The 22394-nt window shown below is 43.9% G+C and carries 19 protein-coding genes; 4 read left to right on the top strand and 15 right to left on the bottom strand.

Features of this window, described 5'->3' with window-relative positions:
• Positions 1–154: 154 nt before the first annotated feature.
• The gene (locus H0262_RS07245) at positions 155–478 is read left to right on the top strand and encodes a DUF1244 domain-containing protein (protein ID WP_181210261.1); all 324 of its coding nucleotides are present in this window, start codon (positions 155–157) and stop codon (positions 476–478) included.
• A gap of 101 nt (positions 479–579) precedes the next feature.
• Here H0262_RS07245 and H0262_RS07250 read toward each other — a convergent pair whose 3' ends face one another.
• Together H0262_RS07250 and rluF are read right to left on the bottom strand one after the other, a co-directional pair.
• The gene (locus H0262_RS07250) at positions 580–1023 is read right to left on the bottom strand and encodes an SRPBCC family protein (protein ID WP_181210262.1); all 444 of its coding nucleotides are present in this window, start codon (positions 1021–1023) and stop codon (positions 580–582) included.
• 81 nt (positions 1024–1104) lie between these two features.
• The gene (rluF, locus tag H0262_RS07255) at positions 1105–2109 is read right to left on the bottom strand and encodes a 23S rRNA pseudouridine(2604) synthase RluF (protein WP_181210263.1); all 1005 of its coding nucleotides are present in this window, start codon (positions 2107–2109) and stop codon (positions 1105–1107) included.
• Positions 2110–2508: 399 nt separating this feature from the next.
• Between rluF and H0262_RS07260 the strand changes: the two genes are divergently transcribed.
• The 3 genes from H0262_RS07260 to H0262_RS07270 all read left to right on the top strand — a co-directional run bounded on the left by H0262_RS07260 (position 2509) and on the right by H0262_RS07270 (position 5222).
• Entirely contained in the window at positions 2509–3672 is a 1164-nt protein-coding gene (locus tag H0262_RS07260) for an iron-containing alcohol dehydrogenase (RefSeq protein WP_181210264.1), read from the top strand.
• A 51-nt stretch (positions 3673–3723) separates the two neighbouring features.
• Positions 3724–4623 (top strand): SMP-30/gluconolactonase/LRE family protein, encoded by a 900-nt coding sequence (locus H0262_RS07265; RefSeq protein WP_181210265.1) that lies wholly within the window; start codon positions 3724–3726, stop codon positions 4621–4623.
• A 185-nt stretch (positions 4624–4808) separates the two neighbouring features.
• A complete protein-coding gene (locus tag H0262_RS07270) occupies positions 4809–5222 on the top strand; it encodes a PaaI family thioesterase (protein WP_181210266.1) in 414 nt (137 codons plus the stop codon).
• 132 nt (positions 5223–5354) lie between these two features.
• Here H0262_RS07270 and H0262_RS07275 read toward each other — a convergent pair whose 3' ends face one another.
• From H0262_RS07275 to H0262_RS07335, 13 genes are all read right to left on the bottom strand, one after another.
• Positions 5355–6179: a sulfite exporter TauE/SafE family protein gene (locus H0262_RS07275; RefSeq protein WP_181210267.1), complete on the bottom strand. Its 825-nt coding sequence runs from the start codon at positions 6177–6179 to the stop codon at positions 5355–5357.
• Positions 6180–6396: 217 nt separating this feature from the next.
• Positions 6397–6900: a flavin reductase gene (locus H0262_RS07280; RefSeq protein ID WP_181210361.1), complete on the bottom strand. Its 504-nt coding sequence runs from the start codon at positions 6898–6900 to the stop codon at positions 6397–6399.
• 148 nt (positions 6901–7048) lie between these two features.
• Complete coding sequence (locus H0262_RS07285; RefSeq protein WP_181210268.1) at positions 7049–8095, bottom strand: methionine synthase; 1047 nt, start codon at positions 8093–8095, stop codon at positions 7049–7051.
• A 54-nt stretch (positions 8096–8149) separates the two neighbouring features.
• Positions 8150–9202, bottom strand: coding sequence for a DUF1852 domain-containing protein (locus H0262_RS07290; RefSeq protein WP_181210269.1), 1053 nt, complete (start codon positions 9200–9202; stop codon positions 8150–8152).
• A gap of 266 nt (positions 9203–9468) precedes the next feature.
• Complete coding sequence (locus H0262_RS07295; RefSeq protein ID WP_181210270.1) at positions 9469–10722, bottom strand: FAD-binding oxidoreductase; 1254 nt, start codon at positions 10720–10722, stop codon at positions 9469–9471.
• A gap of 4 nt (positions 10723–10726) precedes the next feature.
• Positions 10727–11752: an ornithine cyclodeaminase family protein gene (locus H0262_RS07300; RefSeq protein ID WP_181210271.1), complete on the bottom strand. Its 1026-nt coding sequence runs from the start codon at positions 11750–11752 to the stop codon at positions 10727–10729.
• A 58-nt stretch (positions 11753–11810) separates the two neighbouring features.
• Positions 11811–13217 (bottom strand): FAD-binding oxidoreductase, encoded by a 1407-nt coding sequence (locus H0262_RS07305; RefSeq protein ID WP_259275433.1) that lies wholly within the window; start codon positions 13215–13217, stop codon positions 11811–11813.
• Positions 13218–13398: 181 nt separating this feature from the next.
• Positions 13399–14685 carry an FAD-binding oxidoreductase gene (locus tag H0262_RS07310; RefSeq protein ID WP_181210273.1) on the bottom strand — a complete coding sequence of 429 codons (1287 nt, stop codon included), beginning with the start codon at positions 14683–14685 and terminating at the stop codon, positions 13399–13401.
• A 17-nt stretch (positions 14686–14702) separates the two neighbouring features.
• Positions 14703–16172 (bottom strand): Na+/H+ antiporter NhaC, encoded by a 1470-nt coding sequence (gene nhaC / locus H0262_RS07315; RefSeq protein ID WP_181210274.1) that lies wholly within the window; start codon positions 16170–16172, stop codon positions 14703–14705.
• A gap of 422 nt (positions 16173–16594) precedes the next feature.
• Positions 16595–18085, bottom strand: a complete 1491-nt coding sequence (locus H0262_RS07320; RefSeq protein WP_181210275.1) for an aldehyde dehydrogenase family protein — start codon at positions 18083–18085, stop codon at positions 16595–16597.
• Between the two features lie 268 nt (positions 18086–18353).
• Positions 18354–19739: a VOC family protein gene (locus H0262_RS07325; protein WP_181210362.1), complete on the bottom strand. Its 1386-nt coding sequence runs from the start codon at positions 19737–19739 to the stop codon at positions 18354–18356.
• 132 nt (positions 19740–19871) lie between these two features.
• Positions 19872–21143 (bottom strand): aspartate aminotransferase family protein, encoded by a 1272-nt coding sequence (locus tag H0262_RS07330; protein WP_181210276.1) that lies wholly within the window; start codon positions 21141–21143, stop codon positions 19872–19874.
• Between the two features lie 163 nt (positions 21144–21306).
• Positions 21307–22284: a LysR substrate-binding domain-containing protein gene (locus H0262_RS07335; RefSeq protein WP_149492592.1), complete on the bottom strand. Its 978-nt coding sequence runs from the start codon at positions 22282–22284 to the stop codon at positions 21307–21309.
• Positions 22285–22394 lie beyond the last annotated feature (110 nt).

Here is a 22394-nt window from a genome sequence, read left to right on the forward strand (position 1 = left end):
TAAGACGTTCTAAATTGGTGAACCTCTACTATGATGAGTTTGCCAAGTTTACTAATAGACTTTTTTAATATAGATCAACACAGGTTGCGCAATATTTATATCGTTAGTATCATCTCAGTTTTGAAACGATTCAATTACAATTAGGAAAAACCTTATGGCAAAATTAGAATCAAACATCGAATTAGAAGCAGCGGCATTTCGTCGCTTATTAGCTCATTTAGACGAGCGTAAAGATGTACAAAATATTGAGCTAATGAACCTTGCCGACTTTTGCCGTAACTGCTTATCCAAATGGTATAAAGCGGCTGGTGAAGAGCGTGGTATTGAAATCGAATACGAAGATGCGCGCGAGCTTGTTTATGGTATGCCTTATGCTGAGTGGAAAGAGAAGCATCAACAAAAAGCAACACCAGAGCAATTAGCACGCTTTAACGAGATTGAAGCAGCTAAGAACGAGATTGATAAAGGAAAAGACTGATTAATAGTAGCAAAGGTTGCTCGAACTCAGTCAGCGACGCTCAGAGCAAACCATAACAAACACGACAAAAACCCAAGATAAAACCAAAAATTGCCACTAGATTAGCGGCTTTCTATAGATTTGAGTATGCTACTAAACCCTATGGTTCCTTGTTTCTGCATTTGACGGTCAAATAGGCGACCGAGTAATGGCAATGGTACAGTCAATCGACCCTCAGATACCCAAGTCACGTGTGTAGTGCCATCGCCCAAGTCTTTTAAATCAATGACGCCTTTATCATGTTGCATTTTTATAGGTTTAGATTTTTCAATCTGGTATTGCATATGAGTAGGACGCTCAAATGCCGTAATTCGCTCCCAAAACTTAACAGGTCCCGTTTTAATGGTACGTAAAGCCCCAACGCCATTGCGCTCCTCGTCACCTTCATTCACCAACTTAGCTACACCGACCGCTTTAAATGAGCCATAACTGGCATGGTCGCTCAGTGCTTCAAATACCTCATCAATTGGTTTTTTGACAATGCGTTCTACTTTTATTTTAAACATAATATTATCCCGTTAAGACTAAAGTTCTTTAGCTTACTGCCATTTCAGAAATAAACAAAGCAGTCACACTGTGAAAACTTACTATCGCGAAGAACCACGACCTTTTGAAGGGCGTTTGCCATTTGTAGCAGGTTTGCCATTGCCTCCAGACTTACCATTACCCCCTGACGGCTTACCACGACCAGCAGGACGCCCATCTCTACCTTTAGAACCCGCTGGTTTTCTAGCATCACCCTTGGAGTGTTTTTTATTTCCCTTTGCCGCATCCGCTGGTTTTGAAGACGACTTTGCTTTTGACGAGTCATCAGTACGAGGATTTTTTCGTGGTGCATTACGAGATTTCTTAGCCGGTTTACTGTCTTGCGAAGAAGAATCTTCTACAGACTTAAGCAAAACAGACAACTCTTTTGGAGTCAGGTCTCGCCAGTCTCCAACGGGCGTACCCTTGAGACTTACATTCATAATCCGCGTACGCTCAAGCTTGACGACTTCATAGCCAAAATGCTCACACATGCGGCGAATTTGACGGTTTAGACCTTGAACTAGCGTAATGTTAAATACGTTGGGCGCTACTTTAGTCACTGGGCATTTTTTCGTCATTTTGCCAAGCATGGGCACACCGCCCGCCAAACCCTCGATAACACTATCGGTTAACGGCTTATTGACCGTGACCAGATACTCTTTTTCATGGTTATTACCAGCACGCAATACCTTGTTCACCAGATCGCCATTACTGGTCAAGAAGATTAAGCCCTGAGAGTCTTTATCCAAACGGCCAATCGGGAAAATACGTACGCTATGTCTCACAAAATCAACAATGTTGTTTTTCTCGGAGCTTTCCGTGGTGCTCACAATGCCGACTGGCTTATTCAAGACAATAAAAACAAAGTCATCAGCTTCTTTCGGCTCAATGAGCTGCCCGTTGACTTTCACCGTATCTCCAGCAACCACTTGCGCGCCTACTGCAGCACGCTTGCCATTGAGGTATACATTACCTTGTTCAATAAAGCGGTCAGCGTCTCGCCTGGAGCAAATACCGCTTTCACTGATGTATTTATTTAAACGAGTCGAGGAAGCGTTAAACATAAAGCACCGTTTTTACCTAATAAAAAGCCTTTCTTATTCAGAAAAAAGCCTAAATTGAATGGATCATCAATAACGAGATGGCTCGTATTATATAGGAAATTCAGTGCCCATTTCAGTAGAGATGGGAAGAAACCTAGAAATATATCCAGAGTCCTATAGATTGCGATAGCTTCGATAAAGCTTATTAATGATGTCAAAGGTTCAAAAAGCTAAAGGAATAGCGAGTAATATCTCGATAGAATTTAATGCTTTTAATAAAGAAATATTCTTACAAAAAGTGCCAATTAATAGATATACACTGTAGCGTGATTGAGTTAATACTAAGACTTTATACACGCGATTTATCTAAAGGCTATAAATACACAAAAATAATCGCTCATCTACACAAGGAAGAATAGAATGACAGGGATGGATTTTTATACTAATGGACACATTGTTAGCGAAGCTGACAGTATGCGCCAGAAGCTAGGGGATTTAGCAAAACAGTACGACGCGACATCTGCCATTATTATTACAGATACTGGCATCTCTGATTTAGGCTACGTCGATATCGCACAAGAGTCTTTAGAGCAGGCTGGTATTAATGTTGTTATTTTCGACAGGGTTGTTGCTGATCCGCCTATTGAAGTCGTCGAAGAAGCTATTGAACTTGCCAGAGCGAACCAGTGTAATATGGTCATCGGTTTAGGAGGTGGCAGCCCTATCGATACTGCGAAAATTGTCGCGCTATATCCCAATGACTTTCAGTCGGTTAATGAGCTCTTAGAGGCAGATATTAGTGGTTTTAAAAAAATGCCGTTGTTTGCGATCCCCACCACTGCAGGTACTGGCGCAGAGGCTACTTTCGTATCTGTAATCACAGCAAAGGATGGCAGCAAGAAAGCCATATACACGCCTAAAATCCTACCTGATGTCGCGATTTTAGATGCGACGCTAACTCTCAAGCTTCCTCGCCATATTACTGCTGCCACTGCCCTAGATGCGATGGTTCACTGCATCGAAGCTTACACGAGTCGCACCAAAAAGAACCCCATTTCAGATGCGTTGGCTGTTAAAGGTTTGCAAATGCTATGGAGTAACTTTTATACAGTGCTCCATCACGGCGATGATATTGATGCTCGTGCTGATATGTTATTGGGTTCAACGCTAGCTGGTATCGCTTTTGTCAATGCTTCCGTAGCAGCTGTACATGGACTCTCCTACCCACTTAGCATTAACTTCCATATACCGCATGGACATGCTAATGCGCTCGTGATGTGCAGTGTATTTACTTTCAACTTACCAGTAGCAGCCCCTCTTTATGCAGAACTCGCTCGTGCGGTGATGCCTATCGACACTTCGGGCATGACTGACATAGAGGCTGCCCATCAATTTATTAATCAACTAAAAGACTTCTTGAAAACAAGTGGTCTAAAATATCGCTTAAATGAGCTAGATATAACGGCACAGGATATCCCCGCGTTAGCTGATATGGTCATTAATACCTATGCTCGTCTCATTGAAACCAATCCAATGGATATGTCTTTAGAGGAAGTAAAAATGATCTACAAAGAAATACTCTAATAAGCAGCAAATTTCTTAAATAATTTTGTCTATAAATCAAGGAAGATAGTTATGTCAAAATATGAGTTAGACGTGGTGGTTGATGGATTCCATTACCTAGAAGGACCGCGTTGGTACAAAAACGCTTTATGGTTTGTCGATTTTTATACCAAAGGCGTTTATCGTGTTAATGATGAAGGCGTTGCAGAAAAGATTGTCCATGTAGAACAGCAGCCATCTGGCTTAGGCTGGCTTCCTGACGGTCGTATGCTCATTGTCTCTATGAAAGATCGTAAAGTGTTACGTTTAGAGGACAATGGCGAATTAGTTGTTCACGCTGATATCTGGAAGCATTGTGAGGGGCATGCTAACGATATGGTCGTTGCGCCTAATGGCAACGCTTATGTTGGAAACTTCGGTTTTGATCTAATGGGTGGTGCTGATCATAAACACACTGGTCTTGTATTGGTGAGACCTGATGGTACCTCTCAGGTTGTGGCAGAAGGTTTGGCCTTTCCAAATGGCATGGTCATTTCTGCGGATGAAAAGACATTAATCGTTAATGAGCTATTTGGTAATAAAGTCTCACAGTTCGATATTAATAAAGACGGCACTTTAGGAGAAAAACGTGACTTTGCTAACTTTGGAGAGTTAGGAGACGAGCCAAATTTAGGGGTACGTATAGAGAACGCCAGCATCTTACCTGATGGTCTTGCCTTAGATAGCGAGGGCGCTGTTTGGATTGCAGATACCTTGAACCAACGTGCTGTTCGTATTAAAGAAGGGGGCGAAATCCTAGAAACCGTGGATACGGCACCTGACGGCATTTTTGCGGTCGCTCTTGGCGGACAAGATGGCAAAACATTGTTTATGTGTGCAGCACCTGACTGGAATGAAGGATCACGCACCGCTGAAACTAAAGGGCGTATGCTATCTACACTAGTTAAAGTTGTTCATGCTGGTACGCCTTAGTTTAAGAATACGCCACTAAAAATATTGAGTAAGTATCAAAAATATATCTATCTACTACCCATTTATAGTAAGAAACTAGAATCGATACCAATTTTATCGATTCTAGTTGTGTTAATCGAACCAATGAACTTGAATGCGAAGAAAAGATAGTTAATAACAAGAATAATTAAACCATAGGAGTATATATGTCTGCGACCAAAGAAGAAATAGCGGCCTTTATGGCATTAGAGTTTCCACAAACCAAGTGCAAAGTAGAAGCCGTAGGCGATAATCGCTCAACCTTATCACATGATATCGGTATAGATGAGCTACGTCCTGGTGGTACGGTCTCTGGCCCTGTATTAATGAGCATTGCTGATGTTGCACTCTATGTGGCGATACTTGGTAAGATTGGCATTGTAGCGTTAACAGTAACAACGAGCCTTACCATCAATTTTCTGCGTAAACCATCAGCAGAAGCGCGTATCATTGCTGAGTGCACCTTGCTAAAGGTAGGGCGTACGCTCATTGTAGGTGAGGTTTCCTTGTACTCAGAAGGCTCTAGCGACTTGGTCGCGCATGTTGTTGGCACATATTCTGTACCGCCCAAGCACGACTAAGCTACTTTCTCAACATTGTTTTCTAGATTGTCATGCTTTGAGTTATTTAGATCACGATAATGCATTTCACTATGTGCTTTTTGGGTAGCTCAGTTCGCAAGCTTTGCCTTTTAGAGGAACGACTATGAATACCTAAATCAGCCCTTTAAAAAGGAAATAACACCCAACCACGGTTAATAATACCGCAAAGCATTTCTTTAAAAGCTCTGGTGATAGTATATGGGCGACTTTTGCACCTAGCTTCGCAGTGAAAAAGCTCATGATACTAATCCCTAAAAAGGCATAAATGTGGACAAAGCCAATGGTATTGGGCACATCAACTTGTTGCTGCATGCCAAAGAACATAAAGCCTAACGCTCCAGCGATGGCAATGGGCAAGCCACACGCTGCTGATGTGCCAACGGCTTTTTGCATGACCACACCGTAACGAGTTAAATAAGGCACCGTTAAGCTGCCGCCGCCAATACCAAAAATGGCAGAAGCAATACCAATAACTCCGCCTGCTGCTAGCTGCTTAGGTTTTGAAGGCAGTTCCGTATTAGCGCCATTGACATCATCAGCATGACTAACGACCTGCTTTTTACCACCGAAAAACATCTTATAAGCGACCCACAGCAAAAACACCCCAACGATAAGCTGAAGATACAGCCCAGATATCTGTCCTGCAATCCCTGCCCCTAAAAAACAGCCAATCGCTAAACCGGGTGCTAGGTTTTTAAAAACAGGCCACATGACGGCGCCCTTTTTATTGTGCGCCATGAGCGAGCTGATAGAGGTGACAATAATAGTTGCCAGCGACGTACCTAACGCCAAATGCATGATACTGTCAGGACTGTAATCCATTTGGGTAAAGACGATAAATAACAGTGGTACGATAATCGTGCCGCCGCCCACACCAAAAAGCCCCGCAGCAAATCCTGCTAGAGCGCCTATTATTAAAAAAATGATTAGTTCCACAGGATAGTTACTTCTCGGTTAAATGATAGTTTTATAGTCGATGCTGAATAATATGAATACATTATCTGACAAGGTGAAACTGGTACGAATTTTTCTAGCTTGCTGTACCTACGCCGACAGAGGCTACAAGAAATTCATTCCAGTTTCACTGTATCTTCTTGATATTGAGCTGACTATAGTTAGATAATAATTAGATAATCAATGTTAGAAAGTCAGCTTAAACGATTTCTACCTGACCTACTTGATGGTAAGCGCGGTTAAAATATACCAAGCTTTCATCAGCACTGCTTTGTTGATAGCCTTGTTTGATGGCGACAACTCGGCACATGAATACACTGTGCGTGCCAACTTGCTGAATATCCTCAATCTCACAGTCAAAACTGACCAATGCATCTTCTAAAATAGGAGCGCCTGTTGCTAATGTCGTCCAAGCACCGTGCCCAAAGCGCTCTTCTGAGCATAATTTAGAAGCAAAGGCATTAGATATAGGCTCATGCTGTGCGCCCAACACATTGACACTTAAGGTTTTATTTTCAAGAAAATGAGCATGTGAGCGAGACGTTTGATTCATACAGACCAGCAAGGTTGGCGGTGTATCGGTGACGCTACATACCGCCGATGCGGTAAATCCATGCAGACCAGATTGCCCTTTGGTGGTGACTACATTGACGGCAGTCGTCAACAAAGACATGGCATCTCTAAAGTCGGTTGCTTCAATCACATCTTTACTCATTGCTGCAATCCTAAATTTGAAATCGGTAAGTACATTGATAACTGAGGTCACTCATGAGTTTAAACAAGCTTTTATAGGCGGAGTTAAAGACCCAACCTATAAAAGCTAAATTTTGCATAAGTTTAGTCGGTAAATCCTAAGCCATTAGCTCTTGACGCACGATTGCCGCGCCTGCGCTTAACGCGTTCAATTTACCGCGGGCAACTTGGCGCGACAACGGTGCCATGCCGCAGTTGGTCGAAGGATAAAGCTTGTCCGCATCGACAAATTGCAGGGCTTTGCGTAGTGTATCAGCAACCTCTTCAGGCGTTTCAATGCTATTGGTTGCCACATCAATGGCACCAATCATCACTTTTTTACCGCGAATCAATTCAATCAAATCCATCGGTACATGTGAGTTTTGACACTCTAAAGAGACAATATCGATATTAGACTGCTGCAATTTTGGAAAGGCTTGCTCATATTGACGCCACTCTGAACCCAGTGTCTTTTTCCAATCGGTATTGGCTTTGATGCCGTAGCCGTAGCATATATGCACCGCCGTATCACACTTTAGACCTTCTATGGCGCGCTCTAAAGTAGCGATGCCCCAGTCGTTGACGTCATCAAAGAACACATTAAAAGCAGGCTCATCAAATTGAATGATATCTACACCCGCCGCTTCTAATTCTCTGGCTTCTTGATTCAATATTTTAGCAAATTCCCACGCCAATTTTTCACGGCTTTTATAATGACCATCATATAAGGTATCAATCATCGTCATCGGACCAGGCAGCGCCCATTTGATTGGCTGACCGGTTTGCGCCCGTAAAAACTTCGCATCTTCAACAAAAACAGGCTTTTGACGGCTCACCGCCCCAACGACTGACGGCACACTTGCCTCATAACGATCACGAATGCGAACAGTCTCACGCTTCTCAAAATCGACGCCATCAAGATGTTCAATAAAGGTAGTGACAAAGTGCTGACGGGTCTGCTCGCCATCACTGACAATATCAATTCCTGCATGTCGCTGCTCTTGCAATGTTAAACGTAGCGCATCTTGTTTGGCTTCAAACAATTGCTCCCCTTCTAATGCCCAAGGTGACCAGATTTTCTCAGGTTCGGCAAGCCAAGAAGGTTTTGGTAAGCTACCCGCTGTCGATGTTGGTAATAATTTTTGTGTCGGTAATAATATTGTCATGAGATTCATCTTCTTATTCATTCGTATTTTATATTTTGGCTAGAGTTAGATTGCTTAGGCTGCCTGTTTTTTAACAGCTTTTTCTTTGACCGATTCTTTTTGAGCAGTCTCGCTTGCAACATCATAGCTTGCCGCCCATTCTTCAAGAATGTCTTGGTAAGGATTAATGAACTCGTCTTCCGTAAATTTACCTTGCGTCACTGCCATCTGGCTGCGCTCCGCGCGATCATACATAATTTGCGTTAGTGAATAATCTTGGTACTTCAAACTGGGTTGATATATTTGAGCGGCGGTGGAATTGGCATTGTAAATTTCAGGTCGATAAATCTTTTGGAAAGTTTCCATGGTACTGATCGCACTGATTAGCTCAAGATCGGTGTAATCCGTCAGCAAGTCACCAGAAAAATAAAATGCTAAAGGTGCAGCACTGTTGGCAGGCATAAAATAGCGCACCGTCAAGCCCATTTTGGAAAAGTACTCATCGGTCAATGACCCCTTGTTCAAAGCGCAGCCATCTTGTCTATATTCAATCCCTAATACAGGATGCTGATTGCCCGTACGATGATAGGTTTTACTACTTGAAACGCTTAGGCAAATCACCGGTTGTTTATTAAAATTGGCTTTATAGGCATCTGAATTTAATAAATGTTGAAACAGTTTACCGTGCAAATCGCCAAAATCGGCTGATGGTGGCGATGCAGGATGGTTATCGAAATGGGCTGGCAATACGATGCTAAAATCATAATCGCGCACATAGGATGAGAAGCTGTTGCCAATCATACCGTCAATACGCTTGTTCTCTTTATGATCAATAATCGTTGTCTTTAGAGTCTCAATGACTGGGAAGGTATAACCATTGCCTTCAATATCCAAGTCTGCAGAAATGATATCAACTTCAACAGAATAACGGTCGGCTGTCGGATTATCCCAATGTGCTAAATCATTAAAACGATTATTTATCATAGTCAGCGTTTTGCGTAAGTTCTCTTGACGACTCTCGCCACGAGCCAAATTCGCAAAGTTAGTCGTCAGACGCGTGCTGTCTGCTGGCTGATAATTTTCATCAAAACGAATGCTCGAGATGGAATATATAAATTGTTTACTCATGATAATCCGCTACCTTAATCTAATCTCATTATTTGAGATAAAACCGAATTTGTGTATGAGATGAATCATACCCGAACCAAAACATGAATAAAAATGATACTATTTAAATTAAAGATGAGTAAAATTCATGTTGCTAGTTTTATAGTAGAAAAAGGAGGGAGTAGCGGATGTTTTGACGACAGAATTAATAAATATTAAGCCTGTAAAGGGCGTTAAAGATGTGGTCTAGCGGGGTTAAAAGATACGTTTATTAAGATCTATGTTTATTAAAGATTCGAATCAAAGCGTTTACTACTAAACGGCTGAGCATCAATAAATAATGGCTTACCATGAATCATCTCTTCAATGAGACGTCCTGTCACCGGTCCAAGTGTCAGACCTTGATGAGCATGACCAAAAGCAAACCATAAATTATCGTGTTTTGATGCAGGCCCAATAACTGGCTTCATGTCTGGCATGCATGGTCTTGTCCCACACCATGCTTCAGATTCAACAGCAGCATCAAGCGGCAACACTTTTTTTGCAAAAGTCAGTACAGTCTCTAACTGATTAAAGTCTTTTGGATCATCTAACAATGCCATTTCAGCGCCAGTCGTGATTCTCACGCCTTGATCCATTGTGCCCATCACAAACCCTTTATCTACATCAAACAAGCTGTGAGAAAATGCGTTTTGGTCGGTGCTTTTAAAGTGTTGATGATAACCACGCATAGGAAATAGAGGGATTTCATAACCCAACGGCTTAATGAGATCAGCTGACCAAGGACCGGCAGCAATGACCAAATTCTGACATAAATAGGTTTCGCTATCGGTAATGACCTGCCAGCCCTCTTCTGTCTGTATCATATTTTTTACAGTGGATTGTTTTATCTCTCCTGCCATTGCTTCAAAATTTTTAGCATATGCTTTCACAAGACTGCCGGGATTTTTTATCTGCCAAGAGTTTTTCCAGTGTATACCACCGACATAATCTGTAAAGTTCACATTTGACTCTAGCGCTTGGAGCTCTGCTAGCGATAGAACCTGATACTCCACGCCTTTATCCGCCGCTTTTACCGCTTTATTAATTGATTTCTCAAAACTACTTAATTTACGATGAAGCTCAATCCAACCTATTTTACTGACCAGTTCATCAGCGCCTGACGCTCTAATCATAGGCTCATGCTCGTCTGTGCAATGCTGAATGAGCGTAGCCCACTCGTCATCGATCTTTTTAACGTTTTTTGGACTTGAGTGAATCCAATACTGTAATAACGGGCGCTGAAGACGATATATTGCAGACCAACGGTATCGAATATCAGCACTTTTATTGGGCAATACTCTGGATATTTCTTTAAAACTTCTAGGGAACGGTTTTGTATTTACCGCCTCTCTTGTAATGATACCGGCATTACCATAGGAAGTTTCTTCTCCTGGGCATTTTTTATCTAGCAAGAGAACTTGAGCATTATTTTTCTGTAGATGCCAAGCAATAGAGGTTCCTACGATGCCGGCACCAATCACAATAACGTCATAGCGCATATCACTACCCCCAAGTAATCAGCTGACCCAACCCTTCGTCTTTGGCTTTTTGAGCCACTTTCAAAGCGACTGCCGCATCAAAGCTGGCCGCACCGACCGATTTAAATAATGTAACGCCCTTTTTATCTTGGTCGACGGTAATATTGTTCGTGACCAAGTCAGCTAAATCACCACGTAGATCCTCCCAAGTCCAACTGCAAGTATCAGCAGCATCCGCTTGAATCAAATCGCCCGCTTCATGACGTCCACCCGCGATATCATCAATAAATATATGTGAGCAGGCTTCGATGACAGAATCACTGACTTCTTTCATCTCAGGTTGATAAGCACCTACGGCATTAATATGAGCGTCAGCTTTGATTTGATTCCTCTCAAACAAGCCTTCGGTTGCACGTGTCGCCAAATTAATCACATCGGCATCTTTTACAGCGCTCGCGATATCTTCGCAGACCTCCATAGTCACCGACCATTCTGGATACTGTTCAGCAAACTGTGTTTTAAAGGTATCGGCTCCTTTAATAGTTCGATTCCATAGCGTGACCGTTTTGATATTTGGACACACAGTGAGCATAGCATTTAGCTGCTCATATGCCATCCCGCCACAGCCGATGACTGCTACTTGCTGGCTGTCTGGTTTCGCTAAATACTTACTCGCGATACCCGATAGCGCGGCCGTACGTACTTGAGTGACGTAAACCCCATCCATAAAGGCTAGAATTTCACCCGTATCATTGTTAGAGACGCTTACCATAGCGGTCGTCGTCGGTAGATTTCGCTTTGGATTATCTGGACAAATGGTGACCAGTTTAACGATAGCAAACTCCTCATGACCATCGAACAATACCGAAGGCATCGATAAATGTGAGCCACTGCTTTTATCACTGGCAGTGAAGGTCGGAATGACCAAGCGCTCAGGACATTTAACCCACTCTGGATGCTGCGCTTGTAGGGTCAATAGCTTCTCGATTGAGTCGATAGCCATGGTCATTGTCAATTGACTCTGTACCGTTTTGCTGTCTAAAATATGCATGAGAGTTCCTTATAGTTTTTATTAAAAATAAGTCTTAGTTGATTACAATACCACTCACCTAGAGATCAAAAATCTTGCCGCGATTCATAATACCATTGGGATCGAGCACTTTCTTAATCTCACGCAGATAATCAATCTCGGTTTCGCTACGGCTGTAGTGTAGATAAGGCTTTTTAGTCATACCCACGCCATGTTCTGCTGAGACCGAACCACCATACTGCTGCACTACCTCAAAGATAGAATCATTCGCCGTTTGGCATTGCTCAAAGAACTCATCTTTCGATAAATTCTCGGGCTTTAGAATATTGAGATGCAAGTTGCCATCGCCGATATGTCCAAACCAGCAAATCTCAAAATCTGGATATTTGGCGTTTACGATCGTTTCTATATCATGGATAAAGTTTGGCACATGGCTGATGAGTACTGATATGTCATTTTTATACGGCGTGAATACTGAAATCGTCTCAGAGATATACTCGCGCAGCTTCCATAAGTCCATCGCCTGAGCCATACTCTGACTCATTACCCCATCGACTATCCAACCATTCTCCATACAGTCTTCAAAGATAGCCATCGCCTTATCCATAATCGGCTCATACGGCGCTTCGAATTCTAATAAAACGTAGTATTTGGTTCGAGCTTCAAACGGCTCTTGCACATGTCCAGTCGCCATTAATTTATCAATCGCCACCTCATCAAAGAACTCAAACGCAGTCAAATCAATTTGTGCTTGAAAAGCCGCTAACACCTGCATCACATGGTCAAATTCATCCATGCCGAGCACCATCACGGTCAAATCTTGGGGTGGACGGTTGAGCTTCATTTGTGCTTCGGTGACGATACCTAATGTGCCTTCAGCGCCAATAAATAATTGACGTAAATCATAGCCAGTAGCGTTTTTAACCATGCCTCGATTCAGCTTAAGGATATCACCTTTGCCCGTCACGACGGTGAGACCCATTACCCATTGACGTGTCATGCCATAGCGAATGACTTTAATCCCGCCCGCATTGGTACCAATATTACCACCCATCTGACTTGAACCTGCTGAGGCAAAATCAACCGGATAATACAAATCCTGCGCTTCAGCAAACTGCTGTAGCTGCTCAGTAATCACACCGGCCTCCACCTCTACCAAACGATCAGCCGGATAGAACTGACCAATTTTATTCATCTTATCTAGGCTGACAACTATCTCGCCATTGCTAGCGACTGCACCTGCGGATAGCCCGGTACGACCACCACTCGGTGTGATGACAATATTGTGCTCATTTGCCAATTTTACTAGGGCTTGGACTTGCTCAGTAGTTTTCGGAAATACGATCGCAGAGGGTGCTGGCGCAAAATGTTTGGTCCAGTCTTTACCCCAATGCTCTAAGCTCACAGCATCTGTCTTAATCTGTGATACATCATAACCATGCTGTTCTTGCAATATAGACCATACTTGCTGAGTCAATGCTAGCATGGTTGAAGCATGCCCAGCTTCTGTATCCCCAGCTTCTGTATGCATAGCTTCTAAAGTAGGCAGTGCTGAAAAATCAGTCACAATATACACTCCAAATAAATAAAAGCGGCGCGCCGTTCACTTAATCTCTCCGCCAAATCAGCGGCGGCAATAAATAAACACAACGCCCTGCGTCAAAAAACTAGGCTATGATTTTGAGACATTGACCCATATGATACAAAGTCAGCCCCAGCTCCGTATAGCCCGAACGCAGTCCCGACATGCTCACCTTAGCTTCTTTAACGGTCTTAAAAGGTAATGGCAAGACATCGCGGTCACCTGAGATAATATAATCGGCAAAGCATTTACCAATCATGGTGCCCGTAGTAATCCCACGCCCATTGTATGCAGTCGCGGCAAGGATACCGTCTTCTGGCTCAAAGATACGCATGATATGATCTTGGGTAAAGCCAAAGTGACCGTACCACTCATACTGCCACTTAAATTTAGGCAGATCTGGGAAATAGCTCTTTTGTACGACATTCGCCCAGTTTTGATAGAAGGTTTTGGACTTCATGGCTTTGCCACCGACCGTGCCAAGGAGTAAACGACCCTCGTTATCACGGCGAATACTGGACAAGGCCAAGCGCGTATCCCAAGCGCCTGTTTTATAAGGCAATATTCGATCTGCCACTTTACCGGTCAATGGCTCAGAGGCAATCTGATAGTAATCAACCAAATAGAACGTCTTTTTAATATCCGTCCATTCGCCTTCAGTATAAGCATTGGTCGCGATGATGACTTTTTCAGCTTTCACCGCCGCATCAGCCGTACGCACATACCAATTACCATCAGACTTCTCAACTGAGGTTACCGCCGAGTGCTCATAGATACGTACGCCCAGTTTAGTCGCAGCTGCCGCTAAGCCATTGACGTATGCAGATGGGTTAATAGTGCCCGCACGATGATCAAGCAAGGCTTTATTGATACTGGTTGTCCCGCAGTATTCATGGCAGCGCGCACCGGTTAACACCTCGGCATGAACACCGCGACGTATCAACTGATCATAACGGATGTCCACATCGGCTTCACCCTTGGCATTGTGTGCCATATGGATATTGCCCGTACGCGTATCCTTTGCATCAATATGATGGCGATCGATGATGTCAAACACGAGACTTGGCGCATGACCGAGCGCAGTCCCTAAACGTTCACCAACCTCTTCTCCCATGATTTTATTGAGGTCATCAGGACGAGCCCAAGTACCGGCATTCACAAAACCCACATTGCGTCCTGAACCGCCGCTACCGATGATCTTACTCTCTAGCAACACCACCGCCACTCCTTGCTCTGCCAGATGAATCGCAGCAGACAGTCCAGTATAACCACCGCCGATGATACAAACTCGTGTTTGCGTTTCGCTCGTTAGGGTATCGTAGTGGTGAGTTTTGGGCGTAGTGACGCTCCACAAACATTGCTCTTGCAACATCTCAAGTTCCTTCTAAATTATGCGTTTTCTACGGTAGAGAGCGTGCTTGTGTTATCGATGACAGTCGGTTCTTCATGAGGAATAAATTTATTTAAGACGACCCATAGCAAGCCAAACAATGGTGATAACCAGCAGGCAAAGGCGAATGGCGCGTAAGTTAAGGTCGCAATACCTAGGGTTGCCGCGACAAAGCTACCGCCCATATTCCAAGGAATAAGTGGCGATAACAGCGTACCCGTATCTTCGATAGAGCGAGTAAGCGTCGTGCGCTTGTAACCCATCTCTTTATACTTATCTTTGAGCAGACGACCCGGTAAGACTAGCGTGGTATAGACATCACCGATAAGCGTACCAACACCGATGGTACTGGCATAAGTCGTAATCACTAAACCAAATCTCGATTTCACCATGTTGTTGATTTTGGCCATGATGGCTTTTAATGTACCGTAATGCTCAATTGAACCGACAAAAGCTAGTGCAAAGATAGTTAAGGTCACGACCCAAGTCATGGACATCACGCCACCTTTAGACAACAGTTGATCGACCACAGCAAAGCCGGTCTCACTTTTAAAACCGTTTTGTAGGACGTTAAAGATGTCATGGACACCAACGCCTTGCATAAAAAATGCGACAAGACCTGCGACTACCACACCTGACAATACCGTTGGAATGGCTGGCATTTTCATAACAGCTGCAATGACGACGACAACAGCAGGTAATAAAGTAATAATGCTCAGGTTATAGTTCGCTGCTAATGAGGTTTGTATTTCTTTGATTGAAGTGAGATCGACATTGTCTGCGCCGTAGCTCATACCAATCCAAGCATAGAGAATCAGAGCTGTAACCATGGCAGGTACAGTCGTCGGCAACATGCCACGGATATGGTCCCAAAGATCCACGCCGGCAGCAGCTGGTGTTAAGTTCGTGGTATCAGATAACGGAGACATTTTGTCGCCAAAGAAAGCACCGGAGACGATGGCACCACCTGTTAGTGACGGTGGAATACCTAACCCTAGACCAATACCCATCATAGCTAAACCGACTGTACCAACCGTGCCCCACGAGGTACCCGTTGCTACTGAAATAATGGCACAAATAAGACAAACAGAGACTAGGAATGAGGAGGGAGAAAAAACGCTAAAGCCGTAGTATAAAATAGTGGGTACAGTGCCGGCGATAATCCAAGCACCGATGAGCATTCCTACACCCATCAAGATAATCATGGCAGGCAGACCAATTTTCACAACCTTTAAAAAACGCTCTTCCATACCGTCCCAGCTGCGCCCACGTAACTTCATGAACAGACCGGTGATCAAGATGCCACATGCTAGCGGAATATGCGGAGTAAAGTCTTTAAAGACAAAAAATTGCACCATTAGAATAATGGCAGTCAATATCAGTGGGGCAATATCTAGCAGGAAGCTAGAAGAAGGATCATAACCTTCGATATCAGGGTCATGCGGTTTGTGAGGTTTATCTGCAATCATAATATATCTACCTATCCTAGTAGTTAAAACCAAATCCATTGGTATATAGTCATCGTACGATGTTGCTCATTGGTCAGATGCAAACCAATCTAGTGACCTAAGTCACTTCTCTAAATGCATTTATATTAAATAACCAATTAAAACAATAGCTTATTAATTATCTTAAGGAATAAAGTATTGTCATCAATCAAAATAAATATTTGAAAGATATTCATGAATCATTAAAAGGGTTTAAAAAATAAAGCGTTAAACAGTAATCTTAATTAAAACGGCTATCCGCTATCTTTGCGGCTTATTGACGGTTTAAAAATAGATTCAAAACAGAATTTAAAAGGATACAAGTAATGCTAAGGGCAGTTAAGCGCACATAACGCGCTTAACTGGATAAAAATATACTTTTACATTAGAAACCATACTTTGTATTAACCAAAGTTAATACCCTGTGCTAGTGGTAGCTCAGTTGAGTAGTTGACCGTATTGGTCTGACGACGCATGTAGTTTTTCCACGCATCAGAGCCTGACTCACGACCACCGCCGGTTTCTTTTTCGCCGCCGAATGCGCCACCAATCTCAGCACCGCTGGTACCGATGTTGACGTTGGCAATACCACAGTCACTACCGCGGGCACTTAAGAACAGCTCAGCTTCACGCAAGTCATTGGTAAAGACGCAAGAAGATAAGCCTTGTGGTACGTCATTTTGTAGCTCTAAAGCTTCGTCGAAGTCTGTATAGGTCATGACATATAAGATCGGTGCGAAAGTCTCATGACGGACGACGTCGTTTTGCGCATCCATCTCAACAATAGCTGGCGTGACGTAGTAAGCGTTTGGATACTTATCTTGTAAGACGCGCTCACCACCAGTGACTGTACCGCCGGCTGCACGGGCTTTGGTCAAGGCGTCTTGCATATTATTGAAGCTATCTTGGTCGATAAGTGGACCGACCAAGTTGCCTTCTAGTGGATGACCGATACTCACTGTTGAATAAGCAGATTTTACGCGTGGTAAAATGTCATTTTTTACAGATTCGTGGACGAATAGACGGCGTAGCGAGGTACAACGCTGACCCGCAGTACCAACTGCTGAGAACAGAATACCGCGTAAGGCTAGGTCTAAATCAGCACTTGGGGTTAGAATCATGGCATTGTTACCACCAAGCTCTAGTAAAGACTTACCGAAACGCTCAGCGACTTTTGGCCCTACGATTCTGCCCATACGTGTGCTGCCCGTCGCACTGACGAGAGCCACATCTTTATGCTCAACCAACGCATTACCAACATCGGCTTCACCCAATAAGAGCTGAGATAGATTGGCAGGCGCATCGCCAAATTTGGCTAGGGCTTTCTCGAATAGCGCTTGGCAAGCGATGGCAGTTAAAGGGGTTTTTTCTGAAGGCTTCCAGATCACAGGATTACCACAGACCAAGGCTAGCGCCGTGTTCCATGACCAAACAGCAACGGGAAAGTTAAAAGCTGAGATGACCGCGATGACGCCTAATGGCTGCCAAGTTTCGCGCATGTGGTGACCAGGACGCTCTGAGGCGATAGTCAAACCATAAAGCTGACGAGATAGACCTACTGCAAAGTCGCAGATATCGATCATCTCTTGGACCTCACCTAGACCTTCTTCTTTGATTTTACCGGCTTCTAGAGAAACTAGCGCGCCTAGATCTTCTTTGTGCTCACGGAGCACTTCGCCCAAAATACGGACCAATTCGCCACGCTTAGGAGCAGGCACTGTACGCCATTCTTTGAAGGCTTTTTTAGCATCTTGTATTTGTGTGTCGACATCGTTCACTTGATGCAAAGCGACCTTACCGATGACTTCACCATCGATAGGGCTATGGACTGCGAAATCGCCTGCTTGGTACTGGCTTTCGTCGACGCCCATGGCTGACATGTATTGCTTAATCATACTGACTCCTTTGTATAGTATTTCATTACGTCCGTGCAGATCTATAAACTACCCTGCCGTCGCTCAAGTTGCAAAATAATAAATTTCTTGCTGTCATTCATTTTTGGAATGGCATTCTAAACTTAGTAGATAAAATCTTAATGAATCAATATATTGACTGATATAATTCTCATTGTATTAAAGCGGATTAAACCTCACTGCTCTAAAAAAATGTTTTTCACAGCGCCACTGTTTTGTCTTTTAACCATAAGTTGCTTTAAGCCACTTGTCATAACAAGGCCAAACACGCCTGTAGACTCTCATTCTGTCGCTGCGCATATAATGCCAATTCATCTTGCACACGCATGCCTAAGGCTTGCTCAAACTCTTGTTGATTAGACTGACCCTCATAGCTGTTCTCTCTATCAATATGAAGATTGGACTGGAAGATACCAGCTGCACTCACAGGCAAAAAGTCTTCATAAACAATCGGCTCAATAAGAATGATACTTTGCTCAATCAGGCTTTGCAGATTAGCAGCAGAGAGCTCGTTTGACGGTGAATCTATAATGTGGTTTGCAAAAGCCTCTTTATCAGCTACCTGATAAAGGAAATAAGCAAGCTGCTCATGATGCAGTTTCTTATAATCGTCTGGAAAAGCGGCAAAAGATTCGCTTAATAATCGATAATATTGTTCAGCATTGTCTTCATTTGGGGTTGTACCCAATTTTTCACGAGCTTCGGTTAGCAATTGGTCGTAAAGGGCACGGCCTTTTGGGGTCAAGGCTACACCGCGCTGCTCAATTTCACCAAAGCGAGCAGTATGCTGACCTGATTCATACTGACCGTCAGCACCTTTAAAACTCACTGGCTCTACTAATGCCTTAAAACTGGTCTGGCGCAAAAGAATAGGACAGTGACGGCGTGGCGGTCCCTCAATGATCGCTTTTGGCGTAATCCCACGGCTCTTCATACCTTGTTGGACGGCATCAATATCTAGCGTCCTTGGGGTCAGATGATTGATATGTGGTCCTTTAAACCCAACCACATCGGCAATCAGTTGATGCTGACCTGCCAACTGCTCATATACGTCTTTCGAGATAGGCGACTGCTCATGCCAACGAAAGGTCTCTAGCGCTTCTTGGACAAATTGCTCACCCTGCTCATTCGTTAGACCGCCCTCGTTTTCATAAGTTTCAATCAGTTTGATTGCGTCATCGGTAAAAATACAGCGCGCATCCAGTGCCGCTTGGGCTTGTTGCTTGAGCGCCTCATCGCCAATCAAATCTAAACGCAATAATGAGGTAAATACGCGAAACGGGCTATTATTGAGCGATGCCGTATTAATCGCGCGAAACGCTGTAGAATGCACTGGCACGCCAGCAGGCGCTAGATCATAGTAGCCGACCGGGTGCATACCCATAACTGCAAACAAACGACGCATCATCATAAGCTCTGCCGCAGTACCCAAACGAATCGCTCCATGGCGCTCCATGCTCAGTCTATCTATTTCATCGGTATTCTTAAGCTGTTCAGCAATCTCAGGCTGCTTGTTCAATACATCCTTATTAACCTCAGCGACCAGATTCATAAGATCAATATATAGCGGCACTTCTTTTTGATACATATTTGACATAGCGAGCGAAAAACGATGACGGATATCGTCACTGCTCATGTCTTGTTGGTTTGAGCTTAGATGCTCTGAACTCACGGTTATTCTCCTTAAACTGCTTGTGATGACAAATGAATAATAGTTAAAAATGATGGCTGCTTTATGTAGCCAAATAGAAGCTACAAGCAAAAACACTCATTGAATCGGCAGCTCGTCTGGGATGGATGCTAGGATGCCTTTTAAGATATCGAGGCCTTCTTGTAGGGTTTCAGGCTCAATCGTTAATGGCGGTAATAAGCGAATGATATGGCGGTATTTACCACTAGGCATCAACAGCAGTCCTTGCTTACGAGCTTCCGCTAAAATATAAGTCATCACGCTTGGGTGCGTACCATGAGATGGATGACGCAATTCAATACCGCGCATAGCGCCGATACCCGTTAGTCCATACAACCAAGGCGTTAGACCTTCTTTTTGCCACTGTTCAATAGTGGTTTCAATGGTTTGCTGATAGTGTTCTGCTGAGTCCCATACGGCATCTTCTGCCATAATATCGAGCGTGGCATTGGCAGCAGCACATGCTACTGGGTTGCCAGAATAAGTACCGCCCAAGCTGCCCTTTGGCAAGTCGTTCATGACAGTGCCTTTACCAATGACTGCCCCTAATGGTAGACCGCCAGCAATACTTTTACCCAGCAACACCATATCGGGCTCGATACCTAGATGACTAAAGGCGAACGGTGTGCCCGTACGCCCAAATCCTGACTGAATCTCATCCATAATGAGCAAGATGCCATTATCATCACAGAACTTACGTAGGTATTGAGCAAATTTTGGCGACATTAATTGAAAACCGCCCTCACCTTGCACCGGTTCTGCGATGATAGCGCCGATATTACCAATATCCGTTTCGACTTCGAACAGGCGCAGCAAAGCGTCAATGGCTTGCTGGTCACTGATGTTATTGTCAGGGCTTGGGAAGGGAATATGATAGACACTGCCAGCAAGAGGGCCAAGACCGCGTTTATATGGGGCCACTTTACCATTGAGGTTGACAGCTGCGAGGGTACGGCCATGAAAGCCGCCATCAAAAGCAATCACACCGACACGACCAGTCTTCATACGGGCAATTTTGATCGCGTTTTCGGTTGCTTCGGCGCCGCAATTGGTCAACATGCCTGCAAGCTCACCTGCAATAGGAACTAAATCGCAAAGTCTCGGCATGAGCTTTTGGTAAGGCAGGTGACCTGCCGCATTGTAGGCGTAGTGAATGAGGTTTTGTGATTGAGCGATGATAGCGTCAACGATATGTGGGTGGCAATGACCAAAATTTAATACGCCGATACCACCGACGAAATCAATATAGCGCTTGCCACCCGTATCCCAAACGTGCGCATTTTTACCTTTGCTAAGGGTCACTGGATGCACCATGGTGAATGCATCGGTAACGTTATACAACGAATCCATGAACGTCTCTCATCTTCCTTGAGTTAGACGCTCATTTCAACAAAAACCTAGGATTTGGGCAAACGAATAATAGTTGGGCGGGCATTCCTTTTTGTCATCGTGGCTGATTGGAACGGTTATTTTTTTCACCACTGGCTTTTAGCAGTTAATCATCTTACTGTCGTTATCCGTGGCTGACACTCGTACAAGTGATGCCAAGCAAACTGGCTAATTCTACTTGACTCTGACTGGACGTCTCTAAGTAGCGTGCAATCCACTCTTGCATCACTTTGGTCTTGTGCGAGTTGCCAAGCGATAAAGGATAAGACATATAGTAAGCCCCTCTCCCCTTAGCCGCATAATGCCAAGCCATCACCAGCTGACCCGATTGTAGCTCAGGAGCCACCAATCGTAACGGCACTAAGGCAACACCATAACCCGTTAATGCTGCCGAAATGCAAGCATGAAACGTATCAAAGCGTGGACCTACAAACGTACCATCCAAGCTAATCTGCTGCTGCTTAAAGTACTCGTACCATGCGCTAGGACGTGAGCTCAGCTGTAGCAGCACATAGCTGTCCGACTGCTGCGGTTGCAAGTCTTTACCTTGCAAATAATCAGGGCGACAAACCGCCACACAGTACTCATCAAACAATTTAACATTTTGCATTCCCGACCACGTCCCTTCTCCGTATAAGAACGCAATATCGATATCATGCTCTTCGGAGAAAAATGGACCTACCTGCTCTTTAATATCCAGCCTAATTAAAGGATTTTCCTGACTAAAGCCGTGAAGCGCAGGAATCAGCCAACGTGCACAAAAGGTGGGATGCGAGACCATTTTTAGCACTTCCAAATTACTGCTATGCGACATCAAATTGGTCGTCGCAGTCTCGATATGCTTAAGAATACTTAGTACATCGATATAGTAAGCTTTGCCGGCAGGCGTTAACGAAATACGCTGCGAGGTACGATAAAATAAAGAGATATTCAGCATCTCTTCCAACTGCGCCACTTGCTTACTAATCGCACTTTGCGTCATATGCAGCTCTAAGGCAGCATTAGTAAAGCTTAGGTGACGAGCCGCTGTCTCGAAGCATTGCAGAGCAGTCGTCGAAGGGTATCTTCTAAACGCAAGCGAAGGATTGGTATCAGTTTTCATAGTCTGTTTTTATTTTCTTCCATGATAATAGATGTGGTACTTCGTATCACATCGCTTCTTTTAAGCACAGTCTAAGGTTATTATGCCACTACAGCCTAGCAAGAAAATTA

The sequence above is a fragment of the Psychrobacter sp. D2 genome, from assembly GCF_013608135.1.
GTDB classification, from domain to species: Bacteria; Pseudomonadota; Gammaproteobacteria; order Pseudomonadales; family Moraxellaceae; genus Psychrobacter; species Psychrobacter cryohalolentis.